This is a genomic window from Bordetella pertussis 18323, assembly GCF_000306945.1.
In the GTDB taxonomy this organism is placed as follows: domain Bacteria; phylum Pseudomonadota; class Gammaproteobacteria; order Burkholderiales; family Burkholderiaceae_B; genus Bordetella; species Bordetella pertussis.
Map to the genome: position 1 here is coordinate 3,723,743 of NC_018518.1, position 22,101 is coordinate 3,745,843.

At 67.8% G+C, this 22,101-nt stretch carries 20 protein-coding genes and 1 pseudogene; 10 read left to right on the forward strand and 11 right to left on the reverse strand.

From position 1 onward, the window contains the following. Position 1 precedes the first annotated feature (1 nt). Positions 2 to 1,768: pseudogene (gene fusA, locus BN118_RS17635) on the forward strand (elongation factor G); the annotation flags it as partial. Here fusA and BN118_RS17640 read toward each other — a convergent pair. Continuing rightward, a complete protein-coding gene (locus tag BN118_RS17640) occupies positions 1,765 to 2,283 on the reverse strand; it encodes an MgtC/SapB family protein (protein WP_010929789.1) in 519 nt (172 codons plus the stop codon). The pseudogene fusA and the gene BN118_RS17640 overlap by 4 nt on opposite strands. Positions 2,284 to 2,393: 110 nt before the next feature. On the opposite strand from BN118_RS17640, the gene BN118_RS17645 reads away from it, so the two are divergent. The 4 genes from BN118_RS17645 to BN118_RS17660 all read left to right on the forward strand — a co-directional run bounded on the left by BN118_RS17645 (position 2,394) and on the right by BN118_RS17660 (position 6,393). Then, positions 2,394 to 3,149, forward strand: coding sequence for a TerC family protein (locus tag BN118_RS17645; protein ID WP_003814694.1), 756 nt, complete (start codon positions 2,394 to 2,396; stop codon positions 3,147 to 3,149). A 195-nt stretch (positions 3,150 to 3,344) separates the two neighbouring features. Then, positions 3,345 to 4,577 (forward strand): CaiB/BaiF CoA transferase family protein, encoded by a 1,233-nt coding sequence (locus tag BN118_RS17650; RefSeq protein ID WP_003814691.1) that lies wholly within the window; start codon positions 3,345 to 3,347, stop codon positions 4,575 to 4,577. Beyond that, a complete protein-coding gene (locus BN118_RS17655) occupies positions 4,570 to 5,355 on the forward strand; it encodes a crotonase/enoyl-CoA hydratase family protein (RefSeq protein WP_010929791.1) in 786 nt (261 codons plus the stop codon). The genes BN118_RS17650 and BN118_RS17655 overlap by 8 nt, the downstream gene beginning before the upstream one ends. A gap of 66 nt (positions 5,356 to 5,421) precedes the next feature. Then, positions 5,422 to 6,393 (forward strand): Bug family tripartite tricarboxylate transporter substrate binding protein, encoded by a 972-nt coding sequence (locus BN118_RS17660; RefSeq protein WP_014906086.1) that lies wholly within the window; start codon positions 5,422 to 5,424, stop codon positions 6,391 to 6,393. Between the two features lie 10 nt (positions 6,394 to 6,403). Here the strand turns inward: BN118_RS17660 and BN118_RS17665 are convergent, their stop codons facing one another. Beyond that, the gene (locus BN118_RS17665) at positions 6,404 to 7,321 is read right to left on the reverse strand and encodes a LysR family transcriptional regulator (RefSeq protein ID WP_010929255.1); all 918 of its coding nucleotides are present in this window, start codon (positions 7,319 to 7,321) and stop codon (positions 6,404 to 6,406) included. Positions 7,322 to 7,506: 185 nt separating this feature from the next. Between BN118_RS17665 and BN118_RS17670 the strand changes: the two genes are divergently transcribed. The 3 genes from BN118_RS17670 (at position 7,507) to BN118_RS17680 (ending at position 10,948) form a co-directional block, all read left to right on the forward strand. Further along, positions 7,507 to 8,679, forward strand: a complete 1,173-nt coding sequence (locus BN118_RS17670; RefSeq protein ID WP_041166230.1) for an acyl-CoA dehydrogenase family protein — start codon at positions 7,507 to 7,509, stop codon at positions 8,677 to 8,679. Between the two features lie 26 nt (positions 8,680 to 8,705). Then, positions 8,706 to 9,689 (forward strand): acyl-CoA dehydrogenase family protein, encoded by a 984-nt coding sequence (locus BN118_RS17675; protein ID WP_014906088.1) that lies wholly within the window; start codon positions 8,706 to 8,708, stop codon positions 9,687 to 9,689. 65 nt (positions 9,690 to 9,754) lie between these two features. Then, positions 9,755 to 10,948 (forward strand): acetyl-CoA C-acyltransferase, encoded by a 1,194-nt coding sequence (locus tag BN118_RS17680; protein WP_003814674.1) that lies wholly within the window; start codon positions 9,755 to 9,757, stop codon positions 10,946 to 10,948. A gap of 48 nt (positions 10,949 to 10,996) precedes the next feature. On the opposite strand, the gene BN118_RS21130 is transcribed toward BN118_RS17680, so the two are convergent. The 5 genes from BN118_RS21130 to BN118_RS17700 form a co-directional block, all read right to left on the reverse strand. Then, the gene (locus tag BN118_RS21130; protein ID WP_250645281.1) at positions 10,997 to 12,091 is read right to left on the reverse strand and encodes an AMP-binding protein; all 1,095 of its coding nucleotides are present in this window, start codon (positions 12,089 to 12,091) and stop codon (positions 10,997 to 10,999) included. Next, entirely contained in the window at positions 11,982 to 12,629 is a 648-nt protein-coding gene (locus BN118_RS21135) for an AMP-binding protein (RefSeq protein WP_250637162.1), read from the reverse strand. Before BN118_RS21135 ends, BN118_RS21130 begins: the two co-directional genes overlap by 110 nt. Positions 12,630 to 12,729: 100 nt before the next feature. Beyond that, on the reverse strand, positions 12,730 to 13,680 hold the full coding sequence (locus BN118_RS17690; protein WP_014905499.1) for an IS481-like element IS481 family transposase: 951 nt from the start codon (positions 13,678 to 13,680) through the stop codon (positions 12,730 to 12,732). Positions 13,681 to 13,778: 98 nt separating this feature from the next. Beyond that, positions 13,779 to 14,684: a LysR family transcriptional regulator gene (locus BN118_RS17695; protein ID WP_014906089.1), complete on the reverse strand. Its 906-nt coding sequence runs from the start codon at positions 14,682 to 14,684 to the stop codon at positions 13,779 to 13,781. Between the two features lie 175 nt (positions 14,685 to 14,859). Next, a complete protein-coding gene (locus BN118_RS17700) occupies positions 14,860 to 15,063 on the reverse strand; it encodes a cold-shock protein (protein WP_010929795.1) in 204 nt (67 codons plus the stop codon). Positions 15,064 to 15,573: 510 nt separating this feature from the next. Here BN118_RS17700 and BN118_RS17705 point away from each other — a divergent pair. Then, complete coding sequence (locus BN118_RS17705; RefSeq protein ID WP_010929796.1) at positions 15,574 to 16,014, forward strand: hypothetical protein; 441 nt, start codon at positions 15,574 to 15,576, stop codon at positions 16,012 to 16,014. 29 nt (positions 16,015 to 16,043) lie between these two features. On the opposite strand, the gene BN118_RS17710 is transcribed toward BN118_RS17705, so the two are convergent. The 3 genes from BN118_RS17710 to BN118_RS17720 form a co-directional block, all read right to left on the reverse strand. Further along, positions 16,044 to 16,703 carry a GntR family transcriptional regulator gene (locus BN118_RS17710; RefSeq protein WP_010929797.1) on the reverse strand — a complete coding sequence of 220 codons (660 nt, stop codon included), beginning with the start codon at positions 16,701 to 16,703 and terminating at the stop codon, positions 16,044 to 16,046. 85 nt (positions 16,704 to 16,788) lie between these two features. After that, entirely contained in the window at positions 16,789 to 18,405 is a 1,617-nt protein-coding gene (gene pruA / locus BN118_RS17715) for an L-glutamate gamma-semialdehyde dehydrogenase (RefSeq protein WP_041166312.1), read from the reverse strand. A 20-nt stretch (positions 18,406 to 18,425) separates the two neighbouring features. Beyond that, positions 18,426 to 19,826 carry a short-chain fatty acid transporter gene (locus BN118_RS17720; RefSeq protein WP_023995398.1) on the reverse strand — a complete coding sequence of 467 codons (1,401 nt, stop codon included), beginning with the start codon at positions 19,824 to 19,826 and terminating at the stop codon, positions 18,426 to 18,428. A gap of 146 nt (positions 19,827 to 19,972) precedes the next feature. Between BN118_RS17720 and BN118_RS17725 the strand changes: the two genes are divergently transcribed. After that, positions 19,973 to 20,923: an IS481-like element IS481 family transposase gene (locus BN118_RS17725; protein WP_014906091.1), complete on the forward strand. Its 951-nt coding sequence runs from the start codon at positions 19,973 to 19,975 to the stop codon at positions 20,921 to 20,923. Here BN118_RS17725 and BN118_RS17730 read toward each other — a convergent pair. Further along, positions 20,920 to 22,089 carry a S1C family serine protease gene (locus BN118_RS17730; protein ID WP_020699655.1) on the reverse strand — a complete coding sequence of 390 codons (1,170 nt, stop codon included), beginning with the start codon at positions 22,087 to 22,089 and terminating at the stop codon, positions 20,920 to 20,922. The two genes, BN118_RS17725 and BN118_RS17730, sit on opposite strands and share 4 nt — an antisense overlap. Positions 22,090 to 22,101 lie beyond the last annotated feature (12 nt).

The following is a 22,101-nucleotide window of genomic DNA, read 5'->3' on the forward strand; positions in this document are numbered from 1 at the left end:
GGAAGAGCAGTCCGAGACGGTCTGGCGCCAGGCCAACAAGTATGGCGTGCCGCGCATCGCCTTCGTCAACAAGATGGACCGTGTCGGGGCCGACTTCTTCCGCGTGCAGCGCCAGATCGTCGAGCGCCTCAAGGGCGACGCCGTGCCGATACAGATCCCGGTCGGCGCCGAGGACCATTTCGAGGGAGTGGTGGACCTGGTCAAGATGAAGGCCATCATCTGGGACGACGCCAGCCAGGGCGTGCGTTTCGAATACCGCGACATTCCGCCCGAGCTCCAGGCGCAGGCCGAGCAGTGGCGCGAGAAAATGATCGAAAAGGCGGCCGAGGCCAACGAAGCCCTGCTCGAAAAATACCTGTCGGGCCAGCCGCTGAGCGAGGACGAAATCAAGAGCGGTCTGCGCGCCCGCACCGTCGCCAACGAGATCGTGCCCATGCTGTGCGGCAGCGCATTCAAGAACAAGGGCGTGCAGGCCATGCTGGACGCGGTCATCGACTACCTGCCCTCGCCGGCGGACGTGCCGGCCATCATCGGCCACGACGAGCGCGACCGCGAGATCGAGCGCCATCCCGCCGACGACGAGCCGTTCTCGGCGCTGGCGTTCAAGATCATGACCGACCCCTTCGTGGGCCAGCTGGTTTTCTTCCGGGTCTACTCGGGCGTGGTCAAGTCGGGCGATTCGGTGCTCAACCCGCTCAAGAGCAGGAAAGAGCGGCTGGGCCGCATCCTGCAGATGCACGCCAACGAACGGCGCGAAATCAGCGAGGTCTACGCCGGCGACATCGCCGCCGCGGTCGGCATCAAGGAAATCACCACCGGCGACACGCTGACCGACCCGGCGCACGTCATTATCCTCGAGCGCATGACCTTCCCCGAACCGGTGATTTCGCAGGCCGTCGAGCCCCGCACCAAGGCCGACCAGGAAAAAATGGGCATTGCGCTCAACCGGCTGGCGCAGGAGGATCCGTCGTTCCGGGTGCGGACCGACGAGGAGTCCGGCCAGACCATTATTTCGGGCATGGGCGAGCTGCACCTGGAAATCCTGGTCGATCGCATGAAGCGCGAGTTCGGGGTCGAGGCCAACGTGGGCAAGCCCCAGGTCGCCTACCGCGAGACCATCCGGTCCACCGTCACCGACGTCGAGGGCAAGTTCGTCAAGCAGTCGGGCGGGCGCGGCCAGTACGGTCATGTGGTGCTCAAGCTGGAGCCGCAGGAGCAGGGCAAGGGCTACGAGTTCGTCGACGCCATCAAGGGCGGCGTGGTGCCGCGCGAGTTCATCCCCGCGGTCGACCGCGGGGTGCGCGAGACGCTGAACACCGGCGTGCTGGCGGGCTATCCGGTGGTCGACGTCAAGGTCACGCTGGTGTTCGGCTCGTACCACGACGTGGACTCGAACGAGAATGCGTTCCGCATGGCGGCGTCGATGGCCTTCAAGGAGGGCATGCGGCGCGCCAAGCCGGTGCTGCTCGAACCCATGATGCACGTGGAGATCGAGACGCCGGAGGATTTCACGGGCAACGTGATGGGCGACCTGTCGTCGCGGCGCGGCATGGTGCAGGGCATGGAGGACATCGCCGGCGGAGGCGGCAAGCTGGTGCGCGCCGAGGTGCCCCTGGCCGAGATGTTCGGCTACTCCACGTCGCTGCGTTCGCTGACGCAGGGGCGCGCCACCTACAGCATGGAGTTCAAGCATTACGCCGAGGCGCCGCGCCAGGTGGCCGAGCAGATCATCGCTGCCCGCGGTTCGGGGGCGGCGGCGCGGGGCTAGGGCGGCGGCTGCGCGACGACCCGCTTGTCGTCGCGGGCCGCGATGCGCTTTTCCAGGCGGCGCAGCGCCGCCAGGACGAACAGGGCGATCAGCGTGCTGGCCAGCGCGGTGGCCTCGCGCCCCATGCCGGCGGCCACGCCGATTGCGGCGGTCAGCCAGATGCCGGCCGAGGTGGTCAGGCCGCGGATCTCGCCCTCGTTGCCCAGCTTGATGATGACGCCCGCGCCCAGGAAGCCGATGCCGGCGATCACGCCCTGCAGCACGCGGCTGAGGTCGCCGACCTCCATGCCGCCTTGCAGCGGCACCAGGACGAACAGCGCCGCGCCCAGGGCCACCAGCATGTGGGTGCGCAGCCCGGCCGCCTTGCCGCTGCGCTCCCGCTCGTAGCCCAGCAGCCCGCCCAGCGCCACCGCCATGCCCAGGCGCAGTACGATGCGGGTGGCCTCGGCGACATCCGGAATGTCGGCGAATTCGTTGCGCACGGTGGTCCAGATTTCCATCCAGACAGTGTCCATGGCTGCGTGCTCCCGGAAAAGGGAATTCCAGCATAGCAGGGCCACGCGGCGCTGTGCACGGCGGCCGGGGGTCGTTATGATCGGCAAACCCGCCTGCGTTGGAGACGCCGATGGACTATCTTGTTTCGCTGGCCCAGCAACCCGCCGCCTGGGCAGCCCTGGCTACCCTCATCGCCATGGAAGTCGTGCTGGGCATCGACAACCTCATATTCATCTCCATACTCACCAACAAGCTGCCGCCCCAGCACCAGACCAAGGCGCGGCGCATCGGGATCGGCATGGCGCTGATCCTGCGGCTGGCGCTGCTGGGCACGGTGGCGTTCATCGTGCAGCTGACGCAGCCGGTGTTCGAACTGTTCGGCCACGGGTTTTCGTGGCGCGACGTCATCCTGGTGGCCGGCGGCCTGTTCCTGGTGTGGAAGGCCACCAAGGAAATCCACCACCATGTCGATCCCAACCCGGGCGACGACATGTTCGGCGGCAAGGCCGCCACGCTCGGCTTTGCCGCGGCGGTGGCGCAGATCCTGATGCTGGATCTGGTGTTCTCGATCGACAGCATCATCACCGCCGTGGGCATGACCGAGCACATTCCCATCATGTTCGTGGCGGTGATCGTCGCGGTGGCCGTCATGCTGCTGGCGGCCGAGCCGCTGGCGCGCTTCATCGAACGCAATCCGACCGTGGTCATGCTGGCGCTGGCCTTCCTGATGATGATAGGCATGACGCTGATTGCCGAAGGGTTCGGCGCGCATGTGCCCAAGGGCTATATCTACGCCGCGATGGCGTTCTCGGCCCTGGTCGAGGGGCTGAACATGATGGCGCGCCGCGCCCGCGAAGGGCGTGGCGCGGGGGCCGCCGGCGGATGACGCCGCGGCCGCGCGGCGGCAATACCTGCGATGTATCGGCCGACCCAAATATAGTATTTCCGCGGCGCGCCCTTCTTGCCTAGGATGTTCGCAAAGAACATCCTGGGCAGGAGTCGTGATGCAAGAAGGCAATACAGGAAAGCGCATGGCCGGGCGCCCCGCGCGCGCCGGAGCGGGGCATGGCGGAGGCGGCGCATGAGCGGCCCCTTGGAGGGCGTACGCATCCTCGACGTCACGACCGTGTTGATGGGGCCGTACGCGACGCAGATACTGGGCGACCTGGGCGCCGACGTCATCAAGGTCGAACCGCCCGCCGGCGACAATGTGCGCGGTATCGGGCCCGGCCGCCACGCGGACATGGGCGGCATCTTCCTGCACGCCAACCGCAGCAAGCGCAGCATTGCCCTGGACCTGAAAAACCCCGCCGGCCGGGAGGCGCTGCTCAAGGTGGCCGCCACCTGCGACGTGCTGGTCTACAACGTGCGTCCCCAGGCGATGGCGCGGTTGGGGCTGTCGTACGCCGAAGTGGCGCAGGCCAATCCGTCGATCCTGTATGTCGGCATGTACGGCTACGACCAGCGCGGCCCCTACGCCGCCCGGGCGGCCTATGACGACCTGATCCAGGGGGCCGTGGGGATTCCGTCGCTGTCGGTCGAGGCGGGCAGCGACATACCGCGCTACGCGCCCAGCGCCATGGTCGACCGCATCGTCGGCATCAGCGCCGCCAACGCCGTCACCGCCGGCCTGTACCACCGCGCCCGCACGGGCCAGGGGCAGGCCATCGACGTGCCCATGTTCGAGACCATGGCGCACCTTATCCTGGGCGACCACATGATGGGCCAGACCTTCGAGCCGCCCCTGGGGCCGCCCGGCTATCCGCGCATCCTGAACGCCGACCGGCGGCCCTACGCCACCCGAAACGGCCACATCTGCGTCCTGCTCTATGCGGACAAGCACTGGAAGGCGTTCTTCGAGCTCATCGGCCAGCCTGGCCGCGACGCGGCCGACCCGCGGTTTCGCGACATCGGCACCCGCACCCAGCACATCCACGCCATTTATCGCCTGGTGTCGGACGCCATCGCCAGCCGCACCACCGAGGAGTGGCTGGCCGCGTTCGAGGCCGCCGATATCCCGGCCATGCCCGTGCACACCATGGCCTCGCTGCTGCGCGACCCGCATCTGGAGGCCATCGGTTTCTTCGGCATGGTGGACCATCCCAGCGAAGGCGCGGTGCGCATGATGGCGGTGCCGTCGCGGTGGTCCGGCACGCCGCCCCAGCCGCGCGGCCATGCGCCGCGCCTGGGCGAACACAGCGTCGACGTGCTGAAAGAAGCGGGATACGACGACGAGGCCATTGCCGCGCTGGTGCGGAACGGGGCGGCCATCGCCGCGGCCCGCCAGCTTCCGGAGGGAACCGATCATGACTGATTTCCTGCGCCACGAACGGCACGGCGGCGTGCTGCTGTTGACCATGGACCGCGAACGCACCCGCAACGCCCTGTCCGATGCCGACGCGGTCGAGGCGCTGGTCCAGGCCTGCGCGCGGATCGGCGCCGACCTGTCGGTGCGGGCCGTGGTGCTGACAGGCTCGCATGGCGTGTTCTCGTCCGGCGGCAATCTCAAGACGCTGTCCGATACGGTGGGCGCCGGGCTGGGCGAGCCGGTGCACAGCCTCCAGGCCTATCGCAGCGGCATCCAGCGTATCCCGCTGGCGCTGTACAACCTGGAGGTCCCGACCATTGCCGCGGTCAATGGGCCGGCCATCGGCGCCGGCTGCGACCTGGCCTGCATGTGCGATATCCGGCTGGCCGCCCGCCAAGCCAGCTTTGCCGAGAGTTTCGTCAAGCTGGGCCTGACGCCGGGCGACGGCGGCGCCTGGCTGTTGCCGCGCATCGTCGGCATGTCGCGCGCTTGCGAGCTGGCGTTCACGGGCCGCAGCATCGACGCCGCGCGCGCCCGCGAACTGGGGTTGGTCTCGGAGGTGTTCGACGCCGACGCGCTGCTGCCGGCGGCGCTGGCGCTGGCCCAGGAGATTGCCCAGCATTCCGGCCATGCGCTGCGCCTGACCAAGCGGCTGTTGCGCGAGGGCCAGCATACGCGGCTGGATACCTTGCTGGAGCTGTCGGCGGGCTTCCAGGCGCTGGCGCATCACACGCAGGAGCATGCCGGCGCGCTCGACGCCCATCTGAGCCGCAAGCGAGGCTGACGCGGCTGCGCGCCGGCCTTGCGGCCGCCGCGGCATCCGACAAGCACCAACAGAACGGAGACGACCATGCATTCCAGGACCCTGGCCCTTGCGCTATTGTTCGTCGCGGCGTTGGCGCAGGGTGGCAGCGCCCGCGCGGCGTCCGACTATCCCGCGCATCCGGTGAAGATCATCGTGTCCCTGCCGCCGGGCAGCGGCGCGGACACGACCGCGCGGTTCCTGTCCAAGCATCTGGCGGAGCGTTTCAAGCAGCCTTTCGTGGTGGAAAACCGGCCCGGCGGCAACAGCTTCATTGCCGCCCAGGCCGTGGCTACCGCGCCGCCCGATGGCTACACCCTGTTCGTCGCCAGCAATTCGCCCATGACGACCAACGCGGCTGTCTTCAAGAACCTGCCCTACGACGCGGTCAAGGACTTTGCCCCGGTCGCGCCGATCGCGCGCTTTCCGATGGCCCTGGTCGTGCCGGCCAATTCGCCCTACCGCAGCGTTGCCGATCTGGTGGCCGCCGCGCGGGCGGCGCCCGGCCAGCTGAACTTTGCCAGCGGCACCGCGACCTACCAGGTCGTGCTGGAGCTGTTTCACGAGCAGAACGGAATCAAGGCCACCCACGTGCCGTACAAGGGTACGTCGGCCGCGCTGGCCGACGTGGCCGGGGGCGTCGTGCAATACAGCGTGGCCGACGTCAGCGCCGCCTTGCCGTTGATCCGCGGCGGCAAATTGCGGCCGCTGGCGGTGACCAGCACACGGCGCATCAAGGACCTGCCCGACGTTCCCACCATGCAGGAAAGCGGCAACAAGGGGTTCGAAGCCTATGCCTGGACCGCCGCCTTCTTTCCCGCGAAGGTCGATCCGGCCATCGTCGCGCGCGTGTCCGACGCCGTCCAGGCGCTGGTGCGCAGCCAGGAAGGCAAGGCGTTCATGGAGCAATTGGGCGGCGAGCCCTTCGTCGGCGGCCCCGATACCCTGGCGGCGTTCCAGCGCGACGAGCTGGCGTCCATGCGGCGCATCGCCAAACTGGCCAATATCCAGCAGGAATAGCGATCGGGGCTCAGCGCGCCTGGCCGGCGGCCGGCTCGGTCTGCATCAGGCGGCACGCCATGTCGACGAAGTTGGCGGTGGTCGGCGTGGCGTTGTCGGGATGCACGGCCAGGGCGATGCCGACCTTGATGGTTTCGGCCAGTTGCGGCACATTGACCAGCCGCACGCCGCTGCCGGCCTGCCGGCATGCCACCTTGGGCACGATGGCCAGGCCCAGCCCGCTTTCCACCAGGCTCAGGATGGTCTGCACCTGGATCGCCTCCTGCGCGATGTGAGGCACCACGCCATACTGTTGAAACGCGTACATGATCAACGCGTGCATGCCCGGCACGTGCGTGCGCGAATAGCCGATGAACGGTTCGTCCGCCAGCTCGTCGAGCGCGACGTCGTCGCGCTGCGCGTAGCGGCTACCGGCCGGCACCGCCAGCATCAGATGATCGGCCTGCAGCAGCGTGATGCGGGCCGTCGACGGTTCCAGCACCGGAAAGCGCACCAACGCGACGTCCAGGGTGTGCGCATCCAGGCGGCGCAGCAGGTCCACCGTGGTGGACTCCTCGATGACCAGGTCCACGCGCGGGTAGTCCTTGCGGAACGCCGACAGCAGCTGCGGCATCAGCGAGTAGATCGACGAGCCGACAAAGCCCACCTTGAGCATGCCCTGCTTGCCGCTGGCGCCTTCCTGGGCAGCGCGCTGGATTTCATCGGCGTAGAACAGCGTGGCGCGCGCATAGCGCAATACCACCTCGGCCGCCGGCGTGGGTTGCAGGCCCGCGGGCAGCCGCTCGAACAGCTGTACGCCCAGTTCCTGTTCCAGTTTCTTGATCGCGGTGGAAAGGGGCGGTTGCGCCATATGAAGCCGCTCGGCCGCCCGATGGAAATTGAGCGTTTCGGACAGGACCAACAATTGCTTGAGCTGGCGTAGCTCCACGGCGCGCCTCCAGTGATGCGCCGGGCTGGCGATATGCACGATGTATTGCCCGGTCCACATCTAATATTAGACCGTGATATGGGCTGCGTGTAGATTGTCGTGATGCCCGCGCAGCCGCGCGGGCCATGGGTTTCACGGCATCTTCAAGAACCGGCGCGCGTGCGCGGTGCCGTGCCGCCGCACGTATGGGAGCCATCTTGGGCACGATCATCGAGGCGCTGCAGCTCGCCGCCATTCCCGCGCACGACGAGGCCCTGCGTCCGGCCGTGCGCGCCTTCCTGGACGAGGCGCTGCGGGAAATGCCGGCGGATCGGCGGGCGCGCTCCTGGATGGGGCATGACGCCGAATTCAGCCGCGCGCTGGCGCGGCAGGGCTGGCTGGGCCTGACGCTGCCCGTCGAGTACGGCGGCGCGGGCCGCAGCAATTTCGCGCGCTTCGTGCTTAGCGAAGAACTGCTGGCCGTCGGCGCGCCGGTGTCGGCGCACTGGATCGCCGATCGCCAGACCGCGCCATTGATCCTGCGCTTCGGTTCGCCGGCGCAGCGCGCGTTCTACCTGCCCAGGATCATCCGCGGCGAGGCCTTCTTCGCCATCGGCATGAGCGAACCCGACACCGGGTCGGACCTGGCCAGCGTGCGCACGCGCGCCACGCCCGTCGCCGACGGCTGGTTGCTGAACGGACGCAAGATCTGGACGACGAACGCCCACCGTTCGCACTACATGTGCGCGCTGGTGCGCACCTCCGGCGCGCCGGAAGATCGCCACCGCGGGCTGTCGCAGATGATCTTCGACCTTGCCCTGCCGGGCATCGAGATCCGGCCCATCCGCGACATCGCCGGCGATGCGCATTTCTGCGAGGTGCTGTTCGACAACGTGCTGCTGCCGCACGATGCGCTGGTGGGCGAGGAAGGCAGCGGCTGGCGGCAGGTGATGGCCGAGCTGGCGCTCGAACGCAGCGGTCCGGAGCGCATCTACTCCAGCATGGTCCTGCTCGATGGCTGGCTGGCCCATCTGCGTTGCGACGCCGCGCCCCAGCGGGCGCAGGTCTGCCTGGCGGGCCGCCTGGCCGCGCGGCTCGCGGTGCTGCGCTCGATGTCGCTGGCGGTATCGCAGCGGCTGGAGCAGGGCGCCGACGCCAGTCTCGCCGCCGTATTGGTGAAAGACCTGGGCACCGAGTTCGAGCAGGCGGTTCCCGAGCTGATAGGGCAGGCGCTGCACGCCAGTCCGCAGCCGGCGCCCGACGATGTGCTGATGCGTACGCTGGCCTACCTGACGCTGATCAATCCGACATTTTCCTTGCGCGGCGGAACGCGCCATATCCTGCGCGGCATCATCGCGCGCGAGCTCGGGCTGCGCTGAGGCGGACCTACATCGAGGGGGAGTACATGGTGTCCACCATGCAGCAGGATCTATACGAAACGTTTGCCCGGGCGCTGGCCGGCCTGTGTCCGCTGGAGCGGGTGCGCGAGCTCGAAGCCGCGGCCGATCCGCGCGCCGGCGCCGCGCGCGCCTGGAACGAGGTGGACGCCCTGGGCTATGGCGACGCCTTGTCGCCCGCCGAACACGGCGGCGCCGGCCTGTCGCTTGCCGATGCCGAAGGCTTGCTGCGGGCCGCCGGGGCCATGGCCTTGCCGTTTCCGTTTGCCGACACCTTGCTGGCGCGCGCCTTGCTGCGCGCCGCCGGGCAGGCCGTGCCGGACGGGCCGATCGCCCTGGGCGTGGCGCTGCCCCATGGCGCCGGCTGGCGCTGCGCGCCCATCGCGGGCGTGGCGCTGGCGCAGGCCGTGGCGGTCGAGCACGATGGTTGCCTGGCGCTGTGGCCGGCGCCGGACGCGGTCCAGCCCGGCTTGTTCCGGCCGCGCGCCAGCGGCGCGCCCGCCGGCGCCGTGCAGGCCTGGCGCAATGCGGCCGACGCCGCGGGCATGGCAGGGGCCATGCAGGCGGTGCTGGATCGCTGCGTGGCCTATGTGCAGGAGCGGCAGCAGTTCGGCCGGGCCCTGGGGCGGTTTCAGGCGGTCCAGCAGGACATCAGCATGCTGGCCGAGCAAGTGGCGGCCGTGGCCATGGCCGCGCGGCTGGCATGCGCCAGCGGCGTGCTGTTTCCCGATCCCGCGCTTGCCGCCTGTGCCCGGCTCAGGGCCTGCGAGGCCGTGCCCGTTGTCTGCGCGCTGGCGCATGCGGTGCATGGCGCCATCGGTATCACCGAGGAATTGCCGCTCGGCCTGTACACGGCGCGGCTGCACGAGTGGCGCGCCACCGGGATGAGCGAAGACGATTGCGCCGAGCTGCTTGGCCGGCGCGTGCTGGCCGATGGCGAGCGGACGCTGCTGGACGTGGTGCGCGGGATGGTGTCCGCCGCCCACGCCTAGCGTCGTCCGCACGCCGCGCCGCCGGCGCAGCGATTTTTCCCCTTGTCTCCTTTCCGAGGTCCATCATGTCCGTCCATCCAGATCCCGTAGTCATCGTCGCGGCGCGGCGCACACCCATCGGCGCGTTCCAGGGCGCGCTGGCGCACTACAGCGCGCCGCAACTGGGCGCCCATGCGCTGGCCGCCGCGGTGCGGCAGGCGGGCCTGCAGCCCGACGCGGCGCAGGAGGCGCTGATGGGATGCTGCCTGTTCGCCGGGCTGGGGCAGGCGCCGGCCCGCCAGGCCGTGCTCGGCGCAGGGCTGCCTACCGACGTGCAGGCCACCACCCTGAGCAAGATGTGCGGCTCGGGCATGAAGGCCGCCATGCTGGCGCATGACATGTTGCGCGCCGGATCGGCCGATGTGGTGCTGGCCGGCGGCATGGAGTCGATGAGCAATGCGCCGCATCTGATCCCCAAGGCGCGCCAGGGATATCGGCTCGGTGACGGCCAGTTGCTCGACCACATGTACCGCGACGGCCTGCAGGATGCCTACGAAGGCCGGCTGATGGGGCATTACGCCGACCTGGCCGCGCGCGAATACGGCTTCTCCCGCGAACAGCAGGACGCGTATGCGCACGAGAGCGTCCTGCGGGCGCAACGCAGCGTCGCCGAAGGCGAATTCGCCGAGGAAATCGCGCCCATAGCCGGCCTGGCGCGCCGTGGCGCGCCGGCCGCCATGGTCGCTGTCGACGAGACGCCCGGCCTGTGCGACGTGTCGCGGCTGGCCAGCCTCAAGCCGGTCTTCAATGCCGACGGCACGGTGACTGCCGGCAACGCCTCTTCGATCTCCGACGGCGCGGCCGCCCTGGTGCTGACGCGGCAGGCGCACGCCGAGCGCCTGGGGCTGGCTCCCCAGGCGCGCATCGTCGGCCATGCCACCGCGGCGCTGCCACCGGGCCAGTTTCCGGCCGCGCCCGTGCGCGCCATCGCGCGGCTGTTCGAGCGGGTGGGCTGGGACCGCGACTCGGTCGACCTGTTCGAGATCAACGAGGCTTTCGCGGTCGTGACGATGATCGCCTTGCGCGAACTGGGCCTGCCGGCCGAACGGGTCAATGTCAACGGCGGCGCCTGCGCCTTGGGGCATCCGGTCGGCGCCACGGGCGCGCGCCTGATCGTCACGCTGATGCACGCGCTGCGGCGGCGCGGCCTGCGTCGCGGCGTGGCCTGCCTGTGCCTGGGCGGCGGCGAAGCGACGGCGATCGCCGTCGAGCGCGCCTGAGGCCGCGGCCGCCCGCCGGCCCGCTTGCCGGGCGGCGGGCGCGGCGCGCTACGCCCTGGCGCTTGCGCGCGAGACGACGATACCCGCCGCCTCGCGGTCCCACAGCGGAGATAGCCGCTGCTCGGCGCGCTGCTTGAGCTTGAACTTCTCGATCTTGCCGGATTCGGTCAGCGGCAACGCATCGACGAATTCCAGGAAGCGCGGCACCATGTAGTAGCTCATGTTTTCCACGCAATACCGGGTCAGGTCCTGGTAGCTCAGCGCGCTGCCCGGGCGCAGCAGCACCGAGGCGCCGACTTCATCCTCGGGCAGATCGCCGCGTACGGGGTAGACCGCGGCATTGACGACTTCGGGATGCGACATGAGGACGGCCTCGACTTCCTGCGAGGAAATATTCTCGCCGCGCCGCCGTATGGAGTCCTTCTTGCGGTCGACGAAGTACAGATAGCCGTCCGCGTCCAGGTAGCCCCGGTCGCCCGTGTGGAACAGGAAGTTGCGCCGCGCCTGCAGCGTCGCCTCGGGCATCTTGTAGTAGCCCGAGGCCGTGCTCCAGGTTTCGTGGCTGCGCAACGCGATCTCTCCGGTCTGGCCGGCGGGCAGTTCGATGTCGTTGTCGTCGACGATGCGCAGGTCGATGCCCGGGCGCGGCTTGCCGCAACTGAAGGCCTTCTCGGCGGGATCGTCCAGCCGGGTGGAGGCCGCCAGGCAATAGTCGCTGAGCCCGTAGCCGGTGAAAACCTTGACGCCGAAGCGGGCCTCGAACTCGTGCACATAGGGCGGGACGGGCGCCATCGAGCACAGCCGGACCTTGTGGTCGCGGTCCTGCGGCGTGGGCGGCTGGGTCCACAGGAAATTGACGATCGCGCCCAGCGAGTTGAAACGGGTGGTGCCGCACTGGCGGATCTCGCTCCAGAAGCGCGTGGTCGAGTAGCGGTCCGTCAACGCCACGGTGGCGCCCGCCACGAACGCCGTCCAGGTACTGTTGAGCAAGGCGTTGGCATGGAACAGCGGCAGGCAGACATACTCCACGTCGTCATGGGCGACCCAGCGGGCCATGGCGTTCTGCGCCGCCCACACATTCACCCCCGCCTGCGGCCACATGACGGCCTTGGACGGCCCCGTCGTGCCCGACGTGAATAGCAGCGCGCCAAGCTGCCAGGGGTCGGCGTCGAACGCCTGGTCCTCGCGGCCATCCTGCTCCAGCGCGGCGTAGCGGATGGCCCGGGGGGCCTGCTGCGCGGCATGTCCGGCCATCGTCGACGACGACGATCCGCTGCAGCCTGGGAAGTTCGTGCAGGCACGCCGCGATCAGGGCCAAATACTTCTCGTGCACGATCAGCGTCGTGATGTCGGCGAAATCCAGGTAATAGACCAGCAGCTTTCCCTTGGCCGCGGTATTGATCGGCACCCACACCGCGCCGATCTTGGCCAGCGCGAATACCGCCAGGATCATCTCCGGGCAATTGTCGAGAATCAGCCCGACATGCGCGCCGGCCTGCACGCCATGGGCTTTCAGGCCCCGGCCGACGGCGCTGCTGCGCCGGTCGAACCCGGCATAGCTGATCCTTTCGTCGCGCGGCAGGAAATGAAGAAAGGTCTTCTCGCCATGCCGCCGGGCCTGCATCGCGGTGATTTCCGCCATGCTGCGTTGCTTGATATCGTCCAGCGTGAAGTCTGCCATGTGGGCCTTGATGTCGTTGCCGCCGTGCACATTCGGTGCGGAGAGCGCCGCGCGCCGGGGTTGCCCGGTCGGCGTGGCGCCGGCCGGGTGATGGGCTCGTCTAGTTGTGAACTGTCAATAGGTTGTATTCGTCCAGGTTGAGTCTGGAGATGGGTACAGCGCGCCCGATGCCTTGGTGGGGTCGATGCCAGTTGTAGTGGTGTAGCCAGGATTTCATGGCATCGGCTCGGTGTTGGGAGTTCTGGTAGGTGTGAGCGTAAGCCCACTCACGCAAGGCCGACTGGATGAAGCGTTCGGCCTTGCCATTGGTCTGTGGGCGGTAAGGTCGGGTAAAGCGGTGCTTGATGCCCAGCTCATGGCACAGCGCGGCGAAGGCGCGGCTGCGAAAGGCCGAGCCATTGTCGGTGAGCAAGCGCTGGATGGTCACGCCCAGGCGCTGGTAGTAGGCCACTGCGTCCTTGAGGAACTGGACGGCGCTGGGGAAGCGCTCGTCGGGGTGGATGTCGGTGAAGGCCACGCGGGCGTGGTCATCGATGGCCACGAAGACGAAGTCCCAGCCGGCCCCCTCAACGGTATCGCGTCGGTTGCCCGTGACCCGGTGGCCAGGGCGCTGGATACGTCCCAGCTTCTTGATGTCGATGTGCAGCAGATCGCCGGGGGCCTGATGCTCGTAGCGCACCACCGGCTCGGCCGGCTCCAGGTCGGCCAGGTGCGACAGACCGGCGCGGGCCAGGACGCGGCTGACGGTGCTGGCTGACACGCCCAGCGCCTGGGCGATGCGCGCTTGGGTCAGCCGCTTGCGGCGCAGCTCCACGATAGCCAGCGCCTTGGCCGGCGCAATCGCTCGGGGCGAGACCGTCGGGCGCGAGGACGCATCGGCCAAGCCCGCCTGGCCCTGAGCCAGGAAGCGGCCCAGCCATTTGCGCACAGTCGGCGCGGTGACCCCATAGGCGCGGGCCGCTTCAGACACACAAACTTGATGGGCGATCAATTGCTGGACCATTTCGAGTCGACGTAGGAAGGTCAATCGGGCATGCTTATGGGTGTTCATCCGGCCGGGCTCCTTGAGTGAACTGGGGGGTCGGCGATTTCCAGTTTCTCAAATCCGGTTCGGATGAACCATGCATACAACCTATTGAATCTTCACAGCTAGCCGGGCGCGGCGATGGGGTCTTGCCGGGCCCCGCAGATCTCGTGCACCAATGCGCGCACCTGGGCGATGTCGTCGCCGGCTTCTTGCGAGCGCCGGGTGGCCGTCACCAGCTCGCGGGTAAGCGCCGGATCGCAGACAGGGGTTGCCGACAGCAGCCCCTGTTCCATTTCCAGCCGGTACACCATGGGCGCCAGCAGGGTGTACGCCACGCCTTGGGAGACCAGGTGCTTGATCTCGGCGATCGAGTCCAGGGTCGTATGGTGCCGCAGCTCGACCCCCTGCGCGCGGGCCTGGGCCTGGATGTGGCGCGTCAGGCCATGCTTGGCATTGGGCAGGATCAATGGGTAGCCCGTCAGGTCGCGGAACGCGACCGGCCGCTGGGCATCCAGCGCGCCCGGCGGGCCGACCAGGTCGATCGAGTCCGCCGTCAGCCGGCGCACCTCCAGCTGCCTGAGCGGCTGGCTGGCGAACAGCACGGCGATATCCGGGCGCCCCGACTTCAGCCATTCGAGCAGGTGGCCCGACATGCCCTCGATGAGCTCGATGTCGAAGCTGCACTGCTGCCGGGCGCGCTCGATCAACTGGCCGGCGAAGGTGCGCGTCATGCCATTGGGGATGCCGATCTTCACCGCGCGGCCGGAATGGGCAGCCGCGGCATGGCGCCGCTTCAGGTCGTCCACCGCCCGCAGGATGGCCACGGCGTCGCGCAGTACGGCCTCGCCGTCGACGGTAAGGCTGACGCCGCGGGCCGAGCGCTCCAGCAGCTGGGTGCCCAGCTCGTCTTCAAGCGCCTTGATCTGCGCGGTCAAGGCCGGCTGCACGATGTGCAGGGCCGACGCCGCCTTGGTGATGCTGCGGCGGTGGGCGGTCTCGACGAAGTAGCGCAGCTGGCGAAGTTCCATAGCCTGGGGAGTTGGCAAACATGGAGAGATCAGCCCGCATCGTATCAAGTTACGCCGCCGCCGTAACGATGCACGGAACGTTGCGCGAACCGGCGCAGCCAAGGCCCTGCTGCGTTGCGCCAAAGACAAAGGCCGCCCGGCATGCCGGGCGGCCTTTGCGGGCAGCGCGCCTAGATCACAACGGAGTGATCTTGGTGGCCATCGGCCCCTTGGGTCCGTGGCCTGGGACGTAGCTCACTCGCTGCTGTTCGACGAGGACTTTGTGGCCTTCGCCCTGGATTTCAGAGTAGTGAGCGAAAAGATCGGGGCCGCCGTTTTCCGGCATGATGAAACCAAACCCTTTCTCGTCGTTGAACCACTTGACTATGCCTGTTTGCATGAACTTTCCTTGGATATGGGGGCACCTCTCCCCAAATAGAGAGGCTGATCAAGGAAAGGATGGTGAACCATAGGGCACGCAAGGGCGCTTACCGTACAGCGATCTCGATGCTTGACGAGCCATTTTCACTATGGGCTGTCGTGGCGGTCACGTCAAGCACAATCGCGCCATCGAGCCACTGTTTCTATTGATTGACAGGGCAATCCGGCAATAGCGCAGTCCGGCGTATCCTCCGCAGGGGCTCTGGAGAAAACACGCACAAAATTTCGCTGAACGAAGATGAGGCCCGGGTGGTGGCCGCCGCCTCCCGCTTCCACACGAAGCGCAGGGCGTGCAGCGTTGCGTCGGCTTGTTTCAATTAAACCGTAGGTACAGCCTGTCATTGCGCGTACCGTGGGTCAGGGACGCTCGCCGCGACAACCATGGACGCGCGAGCCGGTGTAAGGCGATGCATCCATCCGCCTTGCGCCACCTGCCCTGCCATGGCCTCAATCCATTCGGTTTTCCATCATGAAGCGCTTGAAGAAGGCCCTTGCACGCGTGGCGAATGCCTGCCTCGGGATTCTGCCACCGGCAACAACCGCCGAACGCCCCAACAAGGCCCACAACCGGCATCAGCCAGGCACGCATGCGGCGATCCTGTCGCCTTGGCGCGTTTACCGGATATATGCTCGCCCGGGGCACCTGTTGCTTCGAAACGATCAAGGCCGAATCTATGACCTGGGCATCATGAAGGGCGTGGAACCTCATCTGACTTATCGCCTGTTCACGCGAGGGCTCAAGGGCCAAGGTTTTGCCTCGCGCACGCTGCTGCTGGACGATATCGCCCGCCGGATCGAGGATGGCGAGATATCGGATGAATTGCTTACGCTTTCCGAATGCACGGCCGAACCCGGCGCCGATCTGGATCGCGGCACCCACACCGACGTTTCAATGAGGCTGGCACGCTGACGAGACACCCGCCACGCCCCGATTACCGCTCAAAGCGCCGCGGCGAACAGCGGTTTCCACGATTCGATGTGGCGGGTGATCAGCGCCACGATGGCGTCGGGTTGCTGCTTGACAGCCAGGTCGATCATTTCGTAGTGCTCTTCCACCGAGGCGCGCTGGCGCACGCGGCCCTCTTCGGAATTGATGCCGTAGAGCCGCATGTCGGCGCGCAGATGCATGATCATCCGGGTGAGCAAGGGGTTGCCGGCGCGCGAGACCAGGGCCTCGTGGAAGCTGCGGTCGGATTCGATGTACTGCCCCACGTCCTGGTCCTTGACCGCCTGGGCGACCTCGTCGGCCAGCGCGACCAGCGGCGCGGTGTCGGTCAGGCCCTGGCGCGCCAGGGTGGCCAGTGCGCCGGATTCCAGCATGACGCGCACGTCGAAGTGGTTCTCCAGGTCCTGCAGCGTAATGGCCTGGACCCGGAAGCCGCGATTGCGCAGGGGTTCGACCAGGCCCGAGCGGCTCAATTCCAGCAAGGCTTCGCGCACGGGCGTGGTGGAGATACCCAGCTCGTTGGCCAGGCTGGGAACCGAATAGATCATGCCCGGCGCCGCTGCGCCCGACACGATCTGGGAACGCAATTGCGCAATAACGGATTCCCGCAAATTCGCGGGCGGCACCATCCTCGCCATTCGGTTTACCTCCATGCTGGTTCGTGCGTTGTCGTAGCCCTCACTTTAACAAAACCGATGATGTAGCGCGTGACGCGCCGCCGTGGGAGGCGGCGGTTTTTCAGGCTGCATCGTCCATGGACGGGTAGCCGTAATGGCGGGCCGGCACCCAGGTTTCCTTGACGGTGCGCGGCGACACCCAGCGCTGCAGGTTCAGCATCGAACCCGCCTTGTCGTTGGTGCCGCTGCGGCGGGTGCCGCCGAAGGGCTGCTGGCCGACCACCGCGCCGGTGGGCTTGTCGTTGACGTAGAAATTGCCCGCGGCGAACCGCAGCGCGGCGGCGGCCTGGCCGATGGCCTGGCGGTCGTTCGCGAACACCGCGCCGGTCAGGGAATAAGGGCTGGTCTGGTCGACGAGCGCGAGCACGTCGTTCCAGCCGGCGTCGGGATAGACGTGGACGGACAGCACCGGGCCGAAGATTTCTTCCTGCATGGTGGCCGCCTTGGGATCGGCGGCTTCGATCACGGTAGGCTGGACGAAGTACCCGACGCGGTCGTCTCCCCTGCCGCCGGCCAGCACCGTGGAGCCCTGCGCCGGCGCGCGGTCGATGTATCGCATGACGCGCTCATAGGCCTTGCGGTCGATCAGGGCGCCCATGAAGTTGCCGAAATCGGCGACGTCGCCCATGCGCACCGTGGCCAGGTTATCGAGCAGGGCTTGCCGGGCGCGCGGCCACAGCGAGGCCGGAACATAGGCGCGCGACGCGGCGCTGCATTTCTGGCCCTGGTATTCGAAGGCGCCGCGTAGCAAGGCCACGCCCAGCGTCTCGGGGTCGGCCGAGGCGTGCGCAAGCACGAAGTCCTTGCCGCCCGTCTCGCCGACCAGCCTGGGGTACGTCCGGTACCCCGGCAGGTTGCGCGCCACCTGTTGCCACAATCCGTCGAAGACCGCGGTCGAGCCGGTGAAATGCAGGCCGGCGAAATCGGCCGAGCGCAGCACGGCGGCCGAGACCGCGGCGGAATCGCCGGGCACGAAGTTGATGACCCCGGGCGGCAAGCCGGCGGCTTCGAGCAGTTCGAGAATCAGGTAGTTGCTCAGCGACGCCGTAAACGCGGGCTTCCAGACCACGGTATTGCCCATGAGCGCGGGCGCGCACGGCAGGTTGCCGCCGATGGCCGTGAAGTTGAACGGGGTGACGGCATAGACGAATCCCTCGAGCGGACGGTAGTCGAGCCGGTTGAGGGCGCCGTGGGTCGAGAGCGGCTGCGATTGCTGCAGGCGTTCGGCGAAGGCGACGTTGAAGCGCAGGAAATCGATCAGCTCGCAGGCCGAGTCGATTTCCGCCTGGTGCACGGTCTTGCTCTGACCCGCCATGGTCGCCGCATTGAGCGTCTGGCGCCACGGCCCGGCCAGCAGCTCGGCCGCGCGCAGGAAAATCGCCGCGCGCTCGCCAAACGGCATGGCGGCCCATTCGGCCTGGGCGGCCACGGCCGCCTGTACCGCGGCGCCGGCCGTAAGTTCGTCGGCCTGCTCGACCATGCCCAGGGTGTGCCCGTGGTCGTGCGGGCAATGCAGCGCGCGGGCGGCGACGCCGCGCTGGCGCTGTCCGCCGATGACCAACGGAACGTGCGATTGGGCGACGCGCAGCGCATCCAGCGCGTTGGCCAGGCACTGGCGCTCGGCGCTGCCGGGGCGGTAGTCCAGGACGGGTTCGTTGGCGATGTACGAGGTATTCATCAGGCTGTTCACGGATGGCCTCACTGTCCCGGGATGACGGGCGGAACATAGCTGAAGGTGTGCATCAGGATCGCGCCGGCGGCCACGACGATGGGGAAGTGCACCAGGAACTGCATGGCGGTATAGCCGACCAGGTCCTTGGATTTGAGGCGCAGTATCCCCAGCAGCGGCAGCATCCAGAACGGGTTGATGAAGTTGGGCAGCGTTTCGGCGATGTTGTAGACCATGACGGTCCAGCCCAGGTGGGCCTGGATCTGGTTGGCCGCGTCCATGATGTACGGCGCCTCGATCACCCACTTGCCGCCGGCCGACGGGATGAAGAAGCCGAGGAACGCCGAATAGATGCTGACCAGTATCGAGAACACGCTGCTGTCGTGCGCCAGGCTGACGAACCAGTGCGCGATCGCATCCGACAACGTATGCCCCTGCACGTTGGCGACCTTGGTGAGCACGTAGCCGATGCCGCCGTAGAACGGGAACTGCAGCATCACGCCGCCGATGCTGGGCATGGCGCGGCCGAAACTCTCCAGGAAGCTGCGCGGCCGCCAGTGCAGCAGCAGGCCCAGCAACAGGAACACGAAGTTGTAGGTGTTCAGCTGCGACATCGTGATGAAGGGGTTGCCGCTGCGGAAGGTGAGGTACAGCCATCCCGACGCCAGCCCGACAACGGCCACGGTCAGCCAGGGGCTGAACTCCAGGTAATCGCCGGGGCGCTGGCGTTGCGCCGCCTGCGCCTCGGGTTCCGTCAGGTCCACGCCAAGGTCCTGGGCGGTCAAGGAGCGCTCCGGGCTGGGCGCCGTGAAGTAGCACACCAGTCCCGAAACCACGGTAACCAGGATCACCACCACCAGGTTCTGCCAGGTCAGTATGGTTTCGGAGAAGCCGATCACGCCGGTGATGGGCATCAGCGACGCCGGAATGCTGGCCGGCGTGGCCTGCAGCTGCGCGGCCGACGAGCTCATGCCCAGCGTGAACCCGCAGCCCAGCCCCAGGTACCCGGCGGCGCCGGCTGCCCGGTAATCCAGGCGCAGGTCGGTGCGACGGGCCATTTCGCGCACCAGCAAGCCCGAGAAAATCAGGCTCAGGCCCCAGTTGACCAGCGACAGCAGGATGCTCAGGGTGCCGATGAACACCACGGCGCCGCGCGGGGTCGAGGGCACGTGCGCCAGCGCCCGCAGCAGCCGCGCCACGGGCGGGGACAAGGCCAGCACGTAGCCGGTAATGGCCACCATGGCCATCTGCATCGTGAAGGGGATGATGCTCCAGAAGCCTTCGCCGAAGGCCTTGCTGACGGCCAGCGGGTCGCCGCCGTGCAGGACGGCGCCGAGCGCGACCACCGCGCACGCCACGACCACGAAGACGTAGGCATCGGGAAACCATTTCTCCGCCCAGGCGACCATGGCCTGGGAGAAGCGTTCCATGGGACTGGCTATGGCCTGCCTGCCCTGTGCGGGGGCAGCGGCGGCTAGATGTGAAGATTCAATAGGTTGTATGCATGGTTCATCCGAACCGGCTTTGAGAAACTGGAAATCGCCCCCCCCCCAGTTCACTCAAGGAGCCCGGCCGGATGAACACCCATAAGCATGCCCGATTGACCTTCCTACGTCGACTCGAAATGGTCCAGCAATTGATCGCCCATCAAGTTTGTGTGCCTGAAGCGGCCCGCGCCTATGGGGTCACCGCGCCGACTGTGCGCAAATGGCTGGGCCGCTTCCTGGCTCAGGGCCAGGCGGGCTTGGCCGATGCGTCCTCGCGCCCGACGGTCTCGCCCCGAGCGATTGCGCCGGCCAAGGCGCTGGCTATCGTGGAGCTGCGCCGCAAGCGGCTGACCCAAGCGCGCATCGCCCAGGCGCTGGGCGTGTCAGCCAGCACCGTCAGCCGCGTCCTGGCCCGCGCCGGTCTGTCGCACCTGGCCGACCTGGAGCCGGCCGAGCCGGTGGTGCGCTACGAGCATCAGGCCCCCGGCGATCTGCTGCACATCGACATCAAGAAGCTGGGACGTATCCAGCGCCCTGGCCACCGGGTCACGGGCAACCGACGCGATACCGTTGAGGGGGCCGGCTGGGACTTCGTCTTCGTGGCCATCGATGACCACGCCCGCGTGGCCTTCACCGACATCCACCCCGACGAGCGCTTCCCCAGCGCCGTCCAGTTCCTCAAGGACGCAGTGGCCTACTACCAGCGCCTGGGCGTGACCATCCAGCGCTTGCTCACCGACAATGGCTCGGCCTTTCGCAGCCGCGCCTTCGCCGCGCTGTGCCATGAGCTGGGCATCAAGCACCGCTTTACCCGACCTTACCGCCCACAGACCAATGGCAAGGCCGAACGCTTCATCCAGTCGGCCTTGCGTGAGTGGGCTTACGCTCACACCTACCAGAACTCCCAACACCGAGCCGATGCCATGAAATCCTGGCTACACCACTACAACTGGCATCGACCCCACCAAGGCATCGGGCGCGCTGTACCCATCTCCAGACTCAACCTGGACAAATACAACCTATTGACAGTTCACATCTAGCCGGGCCTGATGGCTGGCCAGGGCGGGCAGCGAAGCGGCATGCATGCGGGCAACAGTCGATCCGCCGGCTTGCCGGCGCGCAGCACGCTGGCCACCGCCTGCTGGCCGGGCTGCAGCGACGCAATCTGGCCCAGCAGGCCACGCGTGTCGATCACCGGCGCGCCGTTGAGCGCCTGCACGATGTCGCCCACCCGCATGCCGGCCTTGCCCGCCGGCCCGTCGCGCATGACGCCCGCGATAATCACGCCGCGCGCCTCGCGCGGCAGCTGGAAGGCCCGCGCCAGTTCGGGCGTCATGTCCTGCGGCTCGATGCCGAACCAGCCACGCCGCACGGCGCCCGTGCGCACGATGTCTTCCATCACGCGGCGCGCGCTGTCGACCGGGATGGCGAAGCCTATGCCCAGCGAGCCGCCGGTCTCGGAGTAAATGGCCGTATTGATGCCGACCAGGTCGCCATGGGCGTCGATCAGCGCGCCGCCCGAATTGCCGGGATTGATCGCCGCGTCGGTCTGGATGAAATTCTCATAGGTATTGATACCCAGGCCATTGCGCCCCAGCGCCGACACGATGCCCTGCGTAGTGGTCTGGCCCACGCCGAAGGGGTTGCCGATGGCCAGCACCACGTCGCCCACCCGCGGCGCGCGCTTGTCGGCGAAGGTCGCGACCGGCAGCTCGCCCAGCTTGCCCGCCAGCTTGAGCACCGCCAGGTCGGTCTCCGGATCCGCGCCCACCACCTTGGCCGCCGCCTGGCGCCCGTCGGCCAGGGCCACCTCGATGGCGTCGGCGGCTTCGACGACGTGATAGTTGGTCAGCACATAGCCCTCGGCGCTGACGATCACCCCCGAGCCCAGGCTGGTGGACGCCTCGCGGCGGCTCAGGCCGGGCACCTGGCCGAACAGCTGGCGCAGCACGGGATCGTCGGGCAGCGGCACCAGCGGCACGTTGACATGCTTGGTGGTGTATACGTTGACCACCGCCGGCGCGGCGCGCGCCACCGCGTCGGCATACGACGCCCCTGCCTGGCCGGACGCGGCCGCCGCGGGCGCGCGCGTGGCCGGCGCCGGACCCGACAGCCGCAGCCAATCGGGGCGCAGGGTGGTGACGACGAATAAAATGGCCAGACTGACTGTCACGGCCTGAGCAAATATCAGCCAAAGACGGCGCATGATTTTCGATAG